This is a genomic window from Streptomyces sp. NPDC005435 (genome assembly GCF_040703155.1).
GTDB lineage: Bacteria > Actinomycetota > Actinomycetes > Streptomycetales > Streptomycetaceae > Streptomyces.
The window spans coordinates 374,009-389,597 of the sequence record NZ_JBEXEQ010000002.1; the positions used below are offsets into that span (position 1 = coordinate 374,009).

Genomic DNA, 15,589 nt, shown 5'->3' on the forward strand with positions numbered 1-15,589 from the left:
ACAGGGGCCCCGCCCGTCGTCCTACGAGTGCGCCGCCACCAGCACGTACACACACCAGACGGCCATGCCCACCACCCCGATCAGCGCACACCCGAGCGCCCCCACGGTCACGCCGATCGCCCCCCAGCCGAACCGCGTCACCCGCCGGGCCCGCCGGACGGCCCGGTCGTAGTCACCGTCGTCGTTCCAGTCCCGGTCGTCCATGACCCACCCCCTGGCGGGATCCTACGGCCGGGCGCCGGAGCCCCGGTCACGCAGGGCGTAGCCACACCGTCGACAGTGGTGGCAGCGTCAGCCGGACGCTTGCCGGGTAGCCGTGCCAGGGTTGCGGCTCCGGTTTGATGATGTCCGGGTTGGTGACGTCGCTGCCGCCGTAGCGGGCGGTGTCGGTGTTGAGGGTCTCGTGCCAGGCGGGGACGTCGTCGGGGACGCCGAGGCGGTAGTCGTGGCGGACGACCGGGGCGAAGTGGGAGACGGCGAGGAGGGGGGTGCCGTCGGCGTCGCGGCGCAGGAAGGCGAGGACGTTGTCGTCGGCCGCGTCCCCCACCACCCAGGCGAAGCCCGAGGGGTCGGTGTCCCGCTGCCACAGGGCCGGAGTCGCGCGGTACTGGGTGTTGAGGTCGCGCACCAGGTCGCGTACGCCCCGGTGACCGGCGGCGGCGCCGTACGACGGGTCGAGCAGCCACCAGTCCGGGCCGTGCGCCTCGGACCACTCCGCACCCTGCGCGAACTCCTGCCCCATGAAGAGCAGTTGCTTGCCCGGGTGGGCCCACATGAAGGCCAGATAGGCGCGCAGGTTCGCCCGCTGCTGCCACCAGTCGCCCGGCATCTTCGACACCAACGACCGCTTGCCGTGGACCACTTCGTCGTGCGAGATCGGCAGGACGTAGTTCTCGCTGTACGCGTACACCATCGAGAACGTCATCTCGTGGTGGTGGTACTTGCGGTGCACGGGGTCGTGGCTCATGTACTCCAGCGAGTCGTGCATCCAGCCCATGTTCCACTTCAGCCCGAACCCCAGGCCGCCGAAGCCGCTCGGACCCCGGTGATGGGTGGGCCGGGTCACGCCGTCCCAGGCGGTGGACTCCTCGGCGATGGTCACCACGCCCGGACACCGGCGGTACACCGTGGCGTTCATCTCCTGGAGGAACGCCACCGCGTCCAGGTTCTCCCGCCCGCCCCGCTCGTTCGGCGTCCACTGACCGGGCTCGCGCGAGTAGTCGAGGTAGAGCATCGAGGCGACCGCGTCCACGCGCAGCCCGTCGATGTGGAACTCCTCGCACCAGTACACCGCGTTCGCCACAAGGAAGTTGCGCACCTCACGGCGGCCGAAGTCGAACTCCAGCGTCCCCCAGTCCGGATGCGCGGCCCGCAGCGGATCGTGGTGCTCGTACAGCGGGCGCCCGTCGAACTCCGCCAACGCCCACTCGTCACGCGGGAAATGCGCCGGCACCCAGTCCATCAGCACCCCGATGCCCGCCTGATGCAGCTTGTCCACCAGGTACTTGAAGTCGTCCGGGGTGCCGAGGCGGGCGGTCGGGGCGTAGAAACCGGTGACCTGATAGCCCCAGGAACCGCCGAAGGGATGCTCCGCGACCGGCATCAACTCCACGTGGGTGAAGCCGAGATCCTTCACGTACGCGGTGAGCTGGTCGGCCAGTTGCCGATAGGTCAACCCGGGCCGCCAGGACGGCAGATGGACCTCGTACACCGAGAACGGCGCCTCGTGCACCGCCCGTTCACCGCGCCGCGCCAGCCACTCCGCGTCGCCCCACTCGTGGTGCGAGACCTCCACCACCGAGGAGGTCGCGGGCGGCACCTCGGTGCGCCGGGCCATCGGGTCGGCGCGCAGGGTGTGCGAACCGTCGGGCCGGGTGATCTCGAACTTGTACAGCTCGCCCTCCCCGACCCCGGGCACGAACAGCTCCCACACCCCGCTGGAACCCAGCGAGCGCATCGGATACCCGGTCGCGTCCCAGTAGTCGAAGCCCCCCGCGACCCGCACACCCCGCGCGTTCGGCGCCCACACCGAGAAACGGGTGCCGGTCACGCCCTGGTGGGTCATGACCCGCGCGCCGAGCGCCTTCCACAGCTCCTCGTGCCGGCCCTCCCCGATCAGATGCAGGTCCAGGTCACCGAGGGTGGGCCAGAAGCGGTAGGGGTCCTCGGTCTCGTGCACGGTGCCGTCGTAGGTGACCAGCAGCCGGTAGACCGGCGCGTCGGGCAGCGGGAGCAGGGCGGAGAAGAACCCGTCGCCGTCGTCGTGCAGCGGGGCGCGGACCTCCCCTATGGCCACGGTCACCGCCTGGGCGTACGGGCGGAAGACGCGGAAGGCGATCCCGCCGGGGACCGCGTGGGCGCCGAGGACGGCGTGCGGGTCGTGGTGGGTACCGAGCAGCAGCCGCGCGCGGTCGTCCGGGCCCAGGGCGGGGGAGACGGCGGGCGGGGCGGGCGGGGGAGCGGTTTCGGTGCGCGGCGCGGGCACCCGGGGGGCGTCCTGGGGCGCGCGGGCCCTGGGGACGGTCCGGGCGGTCTCCGGCGCCTTCGGCTCGACACGCTCAACCTGCTCGACAGCCTCAACCGGCTTGACAGCCTTGGCAGGTTTCGCGGACTTGGCCGGCTTCGCGGACTTCGCCGCCCCACCGGTCTGGTTCTTGGCGGACTTGTTCTTCGACGTGGCTCGCTTCTTGGGCGTCACGGACGGTTCTCCCGGGCGGGTCGGGTGAGGGGGAGGTCGGTCGGGGCCGGTCAGGTCGGGTCCGGTGCGGCCAGGCGGTGGACGGCCGAGAGCGGGACCGGCAGCCACTCGGGGCGGTGCCGGGCCTCGTAGACGACCTCGTAGACCGCCTTGTCGGTCTCGTAGGCGCGCAGCAGCACCGGATCGGTGCGCGGATCGCGGCCCGCGACCTCGGCGTAGCCGGAGCAGTAGGCGGACCGGCAGGTGTGCGCCCAGCCGGGCGCGGGCGGACGGGCCGAGTGGGCGGCGTAGTCGAAGGAGCGCAGCATCCCCGCGACATCGCGCACCACCGGCTGCGGCAGCCGCCGTTCGGCCAGCGGCCGGGACGGCTCGCCCTCGAAGTCGATCAGCGACCAGGACCCGGACGGCGAGCGCAGGCACTGGCCCAGATGCAGATCGCCGTGCACCCGCTGCGCGGTCCAGGTACGGCCCTCGGCGGCCAGCGCGGCCAGCGCCGCGTAGGCCGAGCGCAGCCCCGGCTCGTACGGCCGCAGCACGGGCACCGCCTGTACGGCCGCCGTCAGCCGCTCGGTCATGCCGTCCACCAGCTGCCGCAGCTGGGCCTGGCCGAGGGTGACCGTGGGCAGCGCGCGGGCGAGCGCGGTGTGCACCTCGGCGGTGGCCCGGCCCAGCGCCCGCGCCTCGGCGGCGAAGTCCTCGCCCTTGGCCAGCTCGCGCAGGGCCAGCTCCCAGCCGTCGGCCGCGCCGCTGACGTAGGGCTGGAGGACGGCCAGGACGTACGGCTCCGCCTCCAGCTCGGTGTGCAGCCAGGCCACCGGCGCGGGCACCCGGGCGCAGCCCTCGCGGGCCAGGGCGAGCGGTAACTCCAGATCGGGGTTGACGCCAGGGGTGACCCGGCGCAGCAGCTTCAGGATGAACGTATCGCCGTACACCACCGAGGAGTTGGACTGTTCGGAGGTCAGCAGCCGGGCCACCAGACCGTCCCGGATCTCCTGCCCCTCCGCCCGCTCGAAGGCGAGGGCGCCCACGCGGGCCCGGGTGCGCAGGGCCTCCAGGAGCACTTCGGCGGGCCGGGGGTCGTGCAGGGCCTCGTACACCGTGCGTCCGGCGAGCGGACCCGAGGCCACATGGCCGATCAGCGCGGGCGCGAGCCTCGGCGGCAGCGCCTCGCGCACGCCTATCAGGAGCTGGTAGCAGTCGCCGGGCTGCGGCGGGGCGCCGGGCGCGGCGGGCTGGTGGACGCGCAGCAGCAGGTGGTACAGGCCCAACCGGCCCTCGGGGGGCAGTAGTTCGGTGGCCGATACGAGGGTGAACCCGGTGACCGGGCGCCCCTTCCCGGCGAACCACCGCTGCCGGGGCAGCCATTCGCGCAGCAGGGGGTCGAGCGAGGCGAGGAGGGGGGCGGTGGTGCCGTGGGGGATGGTGCCGGACGGGGTGGTGCCGGAGGGGGTGGTGCTGGACGGGGTGGTGCCGGAGGGGGTGACCGTTTCCGCCATGGGCGTCACGTCCTTTCCCCGTTCGTCGTCGGGGTGTTACTCAACCGTGCCCCGGGTGGGGCGACGGAAACCGCCCGCCGCCCCACTCCGGCCGCACTACGCGGCGTCCTCGCGGAGCCGGAACCAGTAGAAGCCGTGGCCCGCGAGGGTCAGCAGATAGGGCAGTTCACCGATCGCCGGGAAGCGCACCCCGCCGATCAGCTCGACCGGGTGACGCCCGGCGTAGGCCCGCAGATCGAGCTCGGTGGGCTGCGCGAACCGCGAGAAGTTGTGCACGCAGACCACGAGGTCGTCCTCGTACTCCCGCAGGAACGCGAGGACCGCCGGGTTGGACGACTGCAACTCCGTGTAGGTGCCCAGTCCGAAGGCGAGATTCTGCTTGCGGATCTCGATCATCCGCCGGGTCCAGTGCAGCAGGCTCGACGGCGAGGACATGGACGCCTCGACGTTGGCGACCTGGTAGCCGTAGACCGGGTCCATGATCGTGGGCAGATAGAGCCGGCCCGGATCGCAGGAGGAGAAGCCCGCGTTGCGGTCCGGGGTCCACTGCATCGGCGTGCGCACCGCGTCGCGGTCGCCGAGCCAGATGTTGTCGCCCATGCCGATCTCGTCGCCGTAGTAGAGGATCGGCGAGCCGGGCAGGGAGAGCAACAGGGCGGTGAACAGCTCGATTTGGTTGCGGTCGTTGTCGAGGAGGGGTGCGAGGCGGCGGCGGATGCCGATGTTGGCGCGCATACGCGGGTCCTTCGCGTACTCCGCCCACATGTAGTCGCGTTCCTCGTCGGTGACCATCTCCAGGGTCAGCTCGTCGTGGTTGCGCAGGAAGATGCCCCACTGGCAACTCGACGGGATCGAGGGCGTCTTGGCGAGGATCTCGGAGACCGGGTAGCGCGACTCACGCCTGACCGCCATGAAGATCCGTGGCATGACGGGGAAGTGGAACGCCATGTGGCATTCGTCGCCGCCCGCCTGGTAGTCGCCGAAGTAGTCGACGACGTCCTCCGGCCACTGATTGGCCTCCGCCAGCAGGACCTTGTCGGGATACTGCGCGTCGATCTCCTTGCGCACGCGCTTCAGGAAGTCGTGCGTGGCCGGGAGGTTCTCGCAGTTGGTGCCCTCCTGTTGGTACAGATACGGCACCGCGTCAAGGCGGAACCCGTCGATGCCGAGGTCCAGCCAGAACTTCAGCGCCGAGATCATCTCCTCCTGGACGGCCGGGTTCTCGTAGTTGAGGTCCGGCTGGTGCGAGAAGAAGCGGTGCCAGTAGTACTGCTTGCGTACCGGGTCGTACGTCCAGTTCGACGCCTCGGTGTCGACGAAGATGATCCGGGCGTCCTGGTACTGCTTGTCGTCGTCGGCCCAGACGTAGTAGTCGCCGTAGGGGCCGTCGGGGTTCTCGCGGGACTCCTGGAACCACGGGTGCTGGTCACTGGTGTGGTTCATGACGAAGTCGATGACGACGCGCATCCCACGCTGGTGGGCGGCGTCCACGAAGTCCACGAAGTCCGCGAGGTCGCCGAACTCGGGGAGTACGGCGGTGTAGTCCGAGACGTCGTAACCGCCGTCACGCAGCGGGGACTTGAAGAACGGTGGCAGCCAGAGGCAGTCGACGCCCAGCCATTGCAGGTAGTCGAGCTTGGCGGTGAGGCCCTTGAGGTCCCCGATGCCGTCGCCATTGCTGTCCTGGAAGGAACGGACCAGGACCTCGTAGAAGACGGCGCGTTTGAACCACTCCGGGTCGCGGTCCCGGGCTGGAGTGTCCTCGAACGTGTCCGGGACGGGCTCGTTGACGATCATATGGTGGGTGACCCTCCGATCTGCGGGTTGGACGGTCGCAGAACCGAGAACACATGCGCGGGTCGACGACCCGGTTCGAGTCGCACATAGTTGGCCCTGCCCCAGTGATAGGACTCGCCGGTGAGCAGGTCGCGCACCGGCACCGACTCGTGCCAGTCGAGGCCGAGTTGCGGCATGTCCAACGAGATGGTGGCCTCCTGGGTGTGGTGCGGGTCTAGGTTCGCGACCACCAGAACCGTGTTCGAACCGCTGCGTTTCGAATAGGCGATCACCGATTCCTTGTCCGTCCCGTGGAAGCGGAGGCCGCGCAGCCGGTGCAGCGCCGGGTTCTGCCTGCGGATCTCGTTGAGGCGGGCGACGAGAGGCGCGATGGTGCGGCCCTCACGGGCGGCGGCCTCCCAGTCGCGGGGCTTGAGCTGGTACTTCTCCGAGTCGAGGTACTCCTCGCCGCCCGGCTTCAACGCCTGGTTCTCACACAGCTCGTAGCCGCTGTAGATGCCCCAGGAGGGGGAGAGGGTGGCGGCGAGGACGGCCCGGACCTCGAAGGCGGGGCGGCCGCCGTGCTGGAGGTAGGCGTGCAGGATGTCCGGGGTGTTGGGGAAGAAGTTGGGCCGCATGTAGGCGGCCGCGTCCCCCGAGAGTTCGGTCAGATACTCCGTCAGTTCCTGCTTGCTGTTCCGCCAGGTGAAGTACGTGTACGACTGCTGGAAGCCGATCTGGGCGAGGGTGTGCATCATCGCGGGGCGGGTGAAGGCCTCGGCCAGGAAGAGGACGTCGGGGTCGGCGCGGTTGATCTCGCCGATGACGCGCTCCCAGAAGACGACGGGTTTGGTGTGCGGGTTGTCCACGCGGAAGATCCGTACGCCGTGGTCCATCCAGTGCCGCAGGACACGCACGGTCTCGGTGACCAGGCCGTCCATGTCGGCGTCGAAGGCGATCGGATAGATGTCCTGGTACTTCTTCGGCGGGTTCTCGGCGTAGGCGATCGTGCCGTCGGGGCGGTGGTGGAACCACTGGGGGTGCTTGTCCACCCACGGGTGGTCCGGGGAGCACTGAAGGGCGAAGTCCAGGGCGATTTCGAGGCCCAACTCCCGTGCCCGGCCCACGAAATGATCGAAGTCCTCCAGCGTGCCGAGCTGGGGGTGGACGCTGTCGTGACCGCCCTCCGGCGACCCGATCGCCCACGGCACGCCCACGTCGTCCGGGGTCGCGTTGAGGGTGTTGTTGCGGCCCTTGCGGTGGGTGGTGCCGATGGGGTGGACCGGGGGGAGGTAGACCACGTCGAAGCCCATCTCGGCGATGGCTTCCAGCCGGCGTTCTGCGGTGCGGAAGGTGCCGTGGGGTTGTGCGGGGGTGCCCTCCGAGCGGGGGAAGAACTCGTACCACGACCCGTACAGCGCGCGCTCCCGCTCCACCAGCAGCGGCATCGGATCGGACGCGGTGACCAACTCCCTTACGGGATAACGCTCCAGGACCTCCACGACCTCGGGCTCCAGCGCCGCCGCCAGCCGCCACGACGCGGGGCGGTCCTCAGCGCGAAGCCCCGCCACCGCCTCCAGCACGGCCTTCCGCCACTCCTCCGGCACCCCGGCCGCGGCCCGCTCGTACAGCCGGGCGCCCTCGTCCAGCACGAGGCCGGTGTCGATACCGGCGGGAATTTTGATCCCGGCCGTGTGCCGCCAGGTGGCGATCGGGTCCGACCACGCCTCCACGGTGTACGTCCAGCGCCCCGTCGCGTCCGCGCTCACGTCGGCGCCCCACCGGTCCGTCCCGGGAGCCAGCTCCCGCATCGGCGTCCAGGGGCCGGTACGCCCGTCTGGGCCGCGCAGGACGACGTTGGCGTTCACGGCGTCGTGCCCCTCCCGGAACACGGTGGCACTGACCTGGAACACCTCCCCGACGACGGCTTTGGCGGGCCGCCGCCCGTGCTGCACGACGGGGCGTACGTCCAGGACGGGGATGCGGCCTACGACGGTCGGGGGTTCCTCCGGGTGGGCTTGGGCATCGAAGGCGGGAGGCGGGGCGACTACGGGTTCCGCGTGCGGGGTCGGGGGCTGCGTGGCTACGGGGCCGGTGGGTGAGGCCGGGGGGAGCGTGGTGAGGCTCTCGGCGGACGGGGTCGGGGGGCGCGCGGATACGGGTTCGGCAGGTGAGGCCGAAGGCTGGGCGGCGTCGGTCCCGACGGGCGGGGTCGGGGGGCGCGCGGCAACGGCTTCAGCGTGTGAGTCCGAGGGGCGCGCGGCGACGGATTCGGCACGCGGGGACGAGGGGCGTGCATGCCCGGCCCCCCCTGCCCCCGCCTGCGCGGCGGCGCCGGCCCGTGTCGTCTCCGGCGATCCGGGCTGGGCTCGCGTGGCCTCGGTGCGAGCGGTTGCCGGTCCGCCCCGTCCGGACTCGCTGCGCGTCGTCTCCGGCTCTGCGGGCACCGTCCCCGGCTCCCCGGGCTCAGCCCGCGTCGCCTTCGCCGGTGTGGCCTCCGCGCTCGGCCGCTTGGGCAGCGCGCGTGGCGTTATCGCCTGGTCGGCCTCCGTCATCGGCTGTCCGGCCCCCGCTCCCTCCGACTTCAGACGCCCGGCCGTAGCGCGCTTCAAGCCTGACCGTCCGGCCCCGGCGTGTTCGCTGCCCGGCGGTCCCGGCTGCGCCCGGGTGGCCTTCGGGAGGGCGGTCGTCGGGTCCAGCCGGCCGGGATCGCGGCGCGTCGTCTTCGACTGCGCGGGTCCTGCCTCCGGCTGTCCGGGCTTGGTGCGCGGTGCTTCTGTCTCCCGCCGGGCGGCTCCGGCCCGTTCCGCTTCCGGGTGTCCGGTCTCGGCGCGCTCCGCCGCGGGCGGTTCGGGCCGGCCCCGCCTCGCCTCCGGCCCCAGCCGTTCGCGGTCGGTTCGGGGGGCCTTCTTCGGCGCGGCTTTCGTCTTCGGCCGGGCGGGCGGCGCCGGCTGGGCGGTCTCCGGTTCCGGATGTCCGGCTCCGGAGGGTCCGGCTCCGGAGGGTCCGGGCTCGGTGTGCTCCGCCCTCGGCGGGCCGGGCTCGGGGCGCTTGGGCTCCGCTCGTTCCGTCCCCCTCGCCCCGGCGCGCTGCGGCATCTCCCGTCCGGGCTCGGTGTGCTCCGCGGGCGGCGATTCGTGGGGCCTCGGGTCGTTTCTGGCGGGGGGCTGGGGCGATGGCGTGTGGTGCTTGGCGGGCATGACCGCTCCTGTCCGCGTCAACGTGGCTATGGGCGGATGGACATGGGGAGGTGGGTCCTGCGGTGGTGCTGTGGTGCGCCTGTGGGGTCGTACCGGAGGAGCCTTCCCACCCGGTTCGGGTGGGCAATCCGGCACTTTGTTAACTACTCGCGCGTATGTCTACGTCCAAGACCGGCCCCTTTTCCCCATTCCCGCCCGGCGTGCCTTGACTCCCCAAGAGCTGGTCATCAACCGGCCCTGGCCGCAACAGGGTTGACTCCTGCCCAGGACGCCCCGTCAGACACGCCCACCGGCGGCGCCGCCCGCGTATTCGGCCGGAAGCCGCCGGTGCCCCCGGGTAAAGCCATGTCACCGTTTGCGCCACGTTCCGACCGCTTCACCCGGATGCGTCCCCACCGACCCCCCGGTAACCACTACCGTCGAGGATGACGACGAGACGCACAGCGCTGTGCGTCTCACCTAGCGACGCGTCCGAGGTGGAATGTGAAGGCCATCCGTCGGTTCACCGTCCGTCCCGTTCTCCCCGAACCCCTGCGCCCGCTGAGCGATCTGGCGCGCAATCTGCGCTGGTCCTGGCATGTGGAAACGCGCGATCTGTTCCAGGCGGTGGACCCCGAGCACTGGGCGGCCGCCGGAGGCGACCCGGTGCGGCTGCTGGGGCGGGTGAGTCCCGTGCGGCTCGCCGAGCTGGCCGAGGACCGGAGGTTTCTGCGCCGGCTCGCGGCGGTGGCCGGGGACCTCGGGGACTATGTGAGCGGCGACCGCTGGTACCAGCACCAGGGCGACGGGCTGCCCGCAGCCGTCGCGTACTTCTCGCCCGAGTTCGGCATCACCGCCGCGCTGCCCCAGTACTCCGGCGGCCTCGGCATCCTCGCCGGCGACCACCTCAAGGCCGCCAGCGACCTCGGTGTCCCGCTGATCGGGGTCGGGCTGCTCTACCGGCACGGCTACTTCCGCCAGACCCTCTCCCGCGACGGCTGGCAGCAGGAGCACTACCCGGTGCTGGACCCCAACGAGCTGCCCGTCACCCTGCTGAAGGAGGCCGACGGCACCCCCGCGGGCGTCCGGCTCGCGCTGCCCGGCGGCCGCGCCCTGCACGCCCGGATCTGGGTGGCACAGGTCGGCAGGGTCCCCCTCCTGATGCTCGACTCCGACGTGGAGGAGAACGACCTCGGCGAACGCGGCGTCACCGACCGGCTCTACGGCGGCGGCAGCGAGCACCGGCTGCTCCAGGAGATGCTGCTCGGCATAGGGGGTGTACGGGCGGTGCGGACGTACTGCCGGCTCACCGGACACCCCGAGCCCGAGGTGTTCCACACCAACGAGGGGCACGCCGGATTCCTCGGCCTGGAGCGGATCGCCGAGCTGTGCGAGGGCGGGCTCGACTTCGACGCGGCGCTGGAGACCGTGCGCTCCGGCACGGTGTTCACGACGCACACCCCCGTCCCGGCCGGGATCGACCGCTTCACCCAGGAGCTGGTCGCGCGGTTCTTCGGGCCGGACGGGGAGCTGCCCGGTCTCGATGTACGGCGGATTCTCGCGCTCGGCACCGAGACGTACCCCGGCGGCGAGCCGAACCTGTTCAACATGGCCGTGATGGGGCTGCGCCTGGCCCAGCGGGCCAACGGCGTGTCCCTGCTGCACGGTCAGGTGAGCCGGGAGATGTTCGCCGGGCTGTGGCCCGGGTTCGACACCGAGGAGGTGCCGATCACCTCCGTCACCAACGGGGTGCACGGGCCGACCTGGGTGGCGCCCGAGGTGCTGCGGCTCGGCGTACGGCAGCTCGGCGCGCAGCGGGCCGAGGACGCGCTGGCCACCGGCGGTTCCGAGCGGTGGGACGCGGTGGCCGACATCTCCGCGCAGGAGATCTGGGACCTGCGCCGCATCCTGCGCGAGCAGCTCGTGTTCGAGGTGCGGGACCGGCTGCGGGCCTCCTGGCGGCAGCGCGGGGCGGCCGGGGCGGAGCTGGGCTGGATCGACGGGGTGCTCGACCCGGACGTGCTCACGATCGGGTTCGCGCGGCGCGTGCCGTCGTACAAACGGCTCACGCTGATGCTGCGGGACAAGGTGCGGCTGACCGAGCTGCTGCTGCATCCGGAGCGGCCGGTGCAGATCGTCGTCGCGGGCAAGGCGCATCCGGCGGACGACGGCGGCAAGCGGCTGGTGCAGGAGCTGGTGCGGTTCGCGGACGATCCGCGGGTGCGGCACCGGATCGTGTTCCTGCCGGACTACGGCATGGCGATGGCGCAGAAGCTCTACCCGGGCTGTGACGTCTGGCTGAACAACCCGCTGCGCCCGCTGGAGGCGTGCGGCACCTCCGGGATGAAGGCCGCGCTCAACGGCTGTCTCAATCTCTCGGTGCTGGACGGCTGGTGGGACGAATGGTTCCAGCCGGACTTCGGCTGGGCCATCCCGACGGCGGACGGCGCGGCCACCGACCCCGACCGGCGGGACGACATCGAGGCGGCGGCCCTCTACGAGCTGCTGGAACAGCGGGTCACCCCGCGCTTCTACGAGCAGGGGCGGGGCGGGCTGCCCGACCGCTGGATCGAGATGGTGCGCCAGACCCTGACGCTGCTGGGTCCGAAGGTGCTGGCCGGGCGCATGGTCCGGGAGTACGTCGAGCGGCTCTACGCCCCCGCCGCCCAGGCCCATCGCGCCCTCGACCCCGGTACGGCGCGGGACCTGGCCGGCTGGAAGTCCCGGGTGCGGGCCGCGTGGCCCGGGGTCAGCGTGGACCATGTGGAGACGACGGCGCCCGTGGCGACGGCCGAGCTGGGCACGAGCGTCGGACTGCGGGTGCGGGTCGGCCTCGGCGATCTCACCCCGGACGACGTGGAGGTCCAGGTGGTCTCGGGGCGCGTGGACTCCGGCGACCGCATCACGGACGCGAGCGCGGTTCCGCTGAAGCCGGTCGGCAACCCCGACCTGGAGGGCCGCTGGCTCTACGAGGGCCCCCTCTTCCTCGACCGCACCGGCCCCTTCGGCTACACGGTCCGCATCCTCCCGGCCCACCGCCTTCTCGCCTCCCCGGCGGAGACGGGCCTGGTGACGGTGCCGCCGGAGGACGTGGTGGAGACGACGGGAGTGGTGCTGCGGTAACGGGGTGGGCAGGGAGGGCAGCCGCCGCTAGAGTGTAAAGAACACGTCAAGTAGGCGGCTGCCGTGCGCTGTTCGGCCGGCGGCCCCGGGGGAGGGCGAGCGGCCCATGAGGCGCCTGCGGAACGGGGTGGTGTGGCTGTGGCGGCTCGTGGCGTCGCCCGCCGTCTTCATGACGGTGCCGCTCGTCCTGTGCCTGTGGCTGGCGGCCAAGCCGCTGGGGATGTCCCTCCCTCTCCGTGAGGTTCTGCTGCCCGCGCTGCTGGTCTCCGTGGGCGCGGAACTCGGTGGGCGGCGCCGGGAGCGCGGGGCCGCCCGCGAGAGCCGTGCCGCCCGTCCTTCGCCCGACCCCGCCACGCCCACCTCGGAGCCGCGCACCCCATGACCTGGCAGTGGATCTTCCTCGTCGCGTTCTCGCTCACCGTGCTGCCCCTGGGGCTCGCCCTCGTCACGGACAAGGTGCCGGAGCGCCTGCGGTCCCGGCTCGCGCCGGTGCGACCGCGTGGCTGGGCGTTTCTCGCCCTCTACGCCGGGGTGCTGATCAACTCCGTTCCCCGGCTGGCCGGTGCCCCGTCGTCCGTCCTGATGGCGGCGACGGTCGCCGGGGGGCTTGCGACGCTGAGCGGGCTCGCCCTGATCGCCGTCGCCGGCCGGCGCACCCGAGGGGCGGGCGCGTGAACCGGGCCGTGTGGCCCGCGCTGTCCATGGTCGTCTGGTGGTCGGCGGCCGGGGTGGTGCTGTGGCTGGTGGGGCCGGTGTTCGGGTGGTCCCCGCCCTTCCTCGGCTGTGTGCTCTCCGGGCTGTTCCTCGGCGGGATCGGTGAAGTCGCCGACCGGCTGCGGCGGCTGTGGAAGGGGCGCCGGGCCGCGCGGACGTGAGGGTCTACGCCTCGTCCTCGTCCGTGCACAGCCGCTTGAGGGTCTTGCCACAGCGGCGGGCGTAGGCGTGCTGGAGGGCGCGGGTGGCCGGGCCGGCCGCGTGGGCGTACCACTTGGCGGGGCGGCTGTAGGCGGCGACGGTGAGCCAGACGGTGCCGTCGCCGGTGCGGGAGACGACGAAGGCCTCCTCGCCGTGTTCGGGGTGGCCGGGGAGGGTGCCGTAGGCCCAGCCGACGCGGCGGGGTTCGTCCGTGGTCCAGACGATCCGGCAGGGGGCCTTGATCAGGCCCGCGAGGCCGACCGTGACGTCCACGCCGGGGGCCGCGCGGTCGGCGTCGGTGTCGATGGTGACGCCCATCGCGCGGTGCATCTCCCAGGTGAGCACCGCCTGCGCGGCCCGGTGGAAGAGGGCCGTGCCCTCGCCGATGCGGGTGCGGACGTAGAGGTGGTGGAAGCCGGGCGGGCAGACGGTGAGGTCGTCGCGCGTCGCGCCGACGGGTTCGTACGTGTAGGGCGCCGAGGACATGGGTCACAAGAGTAGGGCGCCCACCGGAAGAGCTCCTTCCCGGGGGCGCCCTGGCTCAAGTGGCCCTGGACTAGCTGACGTTGACCGCCGACCAGGCCGCCGCCACCGCGTTGTACTCGGCGCTGCCGGAGCCGTAGAGGGCCGAGGCGGCGCTCAGGGTGCCGGTGCGGGCCGACTTGTAGTTGGTGGTCGACGTGAAGTACGTCGTGAGCGCCTTGTACCAGATCTGCAGCGCCTTGGCGCGGCCGATGCCGGTGACGGTGGAGCCGTTGGAGGTCGGGGAGTTGTAGGACACCCCGTTGATCGTCTTCGCGCCGCTGCCCTCGGCGAGCAGGTAGAAGAAGTGGTTGGCGACGCCGGAGGAGTAGTGGACGTCCTTGCCGCCGACCGAGGAGGACCAGTAGTCGGCGGAGCCGCCGTCCTTGCTGGGCTTGTCCATGTAGCGCAGCGGGGTGCCGTCGCCGTTGATGTTGATCTTCTCGCCGATGAGGTAGTCACCGGGGTCCGAGGCGCTGTTGGCGTAGAACTCCACGCCGGTGCCGAAGATGTCGGAGGTGGCCTCGTTCAGGCCGCCGGACTCGCCGCTGTAGTTGAGGCCCGCGGTGTTGGCGGTGACGCCGTGGCTCATCTCGTGGCCCGCGACGTCGAGCGAGGTCAGCGGGTGGTTGTTGCCCGAGCCGTCGCCGTAGGTCATGCAGAAGCAGCTGTCGTCCCAGAAGGCGTTGACGTACGAGCTGCCGTAGTGGACCCGGGAGTAGGCGCCGACGCCGTTGTTCTTGATGCCGTTGCGGCCGAAGGTGTTCTTGTAGAAGTCCCAGGTCTCCTGCGCGCCGTAGGCGGCGTCGGCGGCGGCCGTCTCGTCGGTGGTGGAGCTGGAGGCGGTGCCGGTTCCCCACGTGTTCGTGGTGTTGGTGAACAGGGTGCCGGTGCCGGAGCTGGTGGTGTGCTTCAGGTTGTACGTCTTGTGGTTGCCGCGCGAGGCGTCGGTCAGCGAGTACGTCGAGCCCGACAGCGAGGTGGTGAGGCTGACGGTGCCGGAGTACAGCGTCTTGCCGGTGCCGGTGGCGTTCTCGATGCCCTGGTACTCGAAGAGCTTCTTGCCGGTGGCCGCGTCGGTGATGACGTGCAGCTGGTTGGGGGTGCCGTCGTCCTGGAGGCCGCCGACGACGGTCTCGTAGGCGAGGACGGGCTTGCCGGAGCCGGCCCAGATCACCTTGCGGGCGCCGTCGGCCGCGGACTTGGCGGAGCCGAGCGTCCTGGCGGCGCCGACGGCCTGCTTCTCCGCCTTGGCGGGGGTGATCTGCGGCTTGAGCGAGGCCACCTTGATGGTGGTCTTGGTGGCGCGGGTGACGCCCTCGGCCTTGCCGGACTTCGCGGTGTGGACGACGAGGTCGCCGCCGAGCACGGGGAGGCCCGCGTAGGTGCGCTCGTAGCGGGTGTGGACGGTGCCGTCCGCGTCCTTCACGACGTCTCTGACGACCAGCTTCTCCTTGGCGCCGAGGCCTATCCGCTGGGCGGTCTCGGGGGCGTCGGTCTGCGCCTGCTGGATGAGGCCCGTGCGGGCGGAGGCCGACAGGAGGGTGGGGGCGCCGGCCAGGGGCTTGACGGCGGCCACCTCGGTGGGCTGGGCGCTGGCGGTGGTGGCCAGGCCGGTGGAGATGAGGGCACCGGCGGCGACGGCCGTGGCGATGGCGAGGGTGGTGCGCTTGTGACGCGCGTAGAGGGGGCTCACAGTAGCTCCTTCACGTGGGGGAGTCCGGCCGGCGTGGGGTCACCGTCCGGGGTGGTGCGTAGGGAAGTTGCTGTGCTGCTGCGGCGGGTGGGGGAAGCGTGGCACCACGGACGCGTACATGTCAGGACCCCGAGGTGATGTTGGCTGAAAACAGGCGTCCGATAGTTGTTGCGGCCGTGTGAAC

11 protein-coding genes are annotated in these 15,589 nt (G+C 71.7%); 4 read left to right on the forward strand and 7 right to left on the reverse strand.

All coding sequences use genetic code 11. The annotated features are described in order from the left end of the window. Positions 1–21: 21 nt before the first annotated feature. From AB0898_RS04745 to AB0898_RS04765, 5 genes are all read right to left on the reverse strand, one after another. Positions 22–204, reverse strand: coding sequence for a hypothetical protein (locus AB0898_RS04745; RefSeq protein ID WP_366801345.1), 183 nt, complete (start codon positions 202–204; stop codon positions 22–24). 46 nt (positions 205–250) lie between these two features. Then, positions 251–2,698 (reverse strand): 1,4-alpha-glucan branching enzyme, encoded by a 2,448-nt coding sequence (gene glgB, locus AB0898_RS04750; RefSeq protein WP_366801346.1) that lies wholly within the window; start codon positions 2,696–2,698, stop codon positions 251–253. A gap of 50 nt (positions 2,699–2,748) precedes the next feature. Then, positions 2,749–4,194 carry a maltokinase N-terminal cap-like domain-containing protein gene (locus tag AB0898_RS04755; protein ID WP_366801347.1) on the reverse strand — a complete coding sequence of 482 codons (1,446 nt, stop codon included), beginning with the start codon at positions 4,192–4,194 and terminating at the stop codon, positions 2,749–2,751. 96 nt (positions 4,195–4,290) lie between these two features. After that, a complete protein-coding gene (gene treS / locus AB0898_RS04760; protein ID WP_366801348.1) occupies positions 4,291–5,991 on the reverse strand; it encodes a maltose alpha-D-glucosyltransferase in 1,701 nt (566 codons plus the stop codon). Beyond that, positions 5,988–7,952, reverse strand: coding sequence for an alpha-1,4-glucan--maltose-1-phosphate maltosyltransferase (locus AB0898_RS04765; RefSeq protein WP_366801386.1), 1,965 nt, complete (start codon positions 7,950–7,952; stop codon positions 5,988–5,990). Before AB0898_RS04765 ends, treS begins: the two co-directional genes overlap by 4 nt. 1,701 nt (positions 7,953–9,653) lie before the next feature. On the opposite strand from AB0898_RS04765, the gene AB0898_RS04770 reads away from it, so the two are divergent. From AB0898_RS04770 to AB0898_RS04785, 4 genes are all read left to right on the forward strand, one after another. Beyond that, a complete protein-coding gene (locus tag AB0898_RS04770) occupies positions 9,654–12,272 on the forward strand; it encodes a glycosyltransferase family 1 protein (RefSeq protein WP_366801349.1) in 2,619 nt (872 codons plus the stop codon). 106 nt (positions 12,273–12,378) lie between these two features. Next, positions 12,379–12,654, forward strand: a complete 276-nt coding sequence (locus tag AB0898_RS04775) for a hypothetical protein (RefSeq protein WP_366801350.1) — start codon at positions 12,379–12,381, stop codon at positions 12,652–12,654. Further along, positions 12,651–12,947 (forward strand): hypothetical protein, encoded by a 297-nt coding sequence (locus AB0898_RS04780; protein WP_366801351.1) that lies wholly within the window; start codon positions 12,651–12,653, stop codon positions 12,945–12,947. Before AB0898_RS04775 ends, AB0898_RS04780 begins: the two co-directional genes overlap by 4 nt. Beyond that, a complete protein-coding gene (locus AB0898_RS04785) occupies positions 12,944–13,147 on the forward strand; it encodes a hypothetical protein (RefSeq protein ID WP_366801352.1) in 204 nt (67 codons plus the stop codon). Before AB0898_RS04780 ends, AB0898_RS04785 begins: the two co-directional genes overlap by 4 nt. Positions 13,148–13,151: 4 nt before the next feature. Here the strand turns inward: AB0898_RS04785 and AB0898_RS04790 are convergent, their stop codons facing one another. Further along, complete coding sequence (locus AB0898_RS04790) at positions 13,152–13,673, reverse strand: DUF1990 domain-containing protein (RefSeq protein ID WP_366801353.1); 522 nt, start codon at positions 13,671–13,673, stop codon at positions 13,152–13,154. A gap of 70 nt (positions 13,674–13,743) precedes the next feature. Further along, entirely contained in the window at positions 13,744–15,405 is a 1,662-nt protein-coding gene (locus AB0898_RS04795) for a M4 family metallopeptidase (RefSeq protein ID WP_366801354.1), read from the reverse strand. Positions 15,406–15,589: the final 184 nt, after the last annotated feature.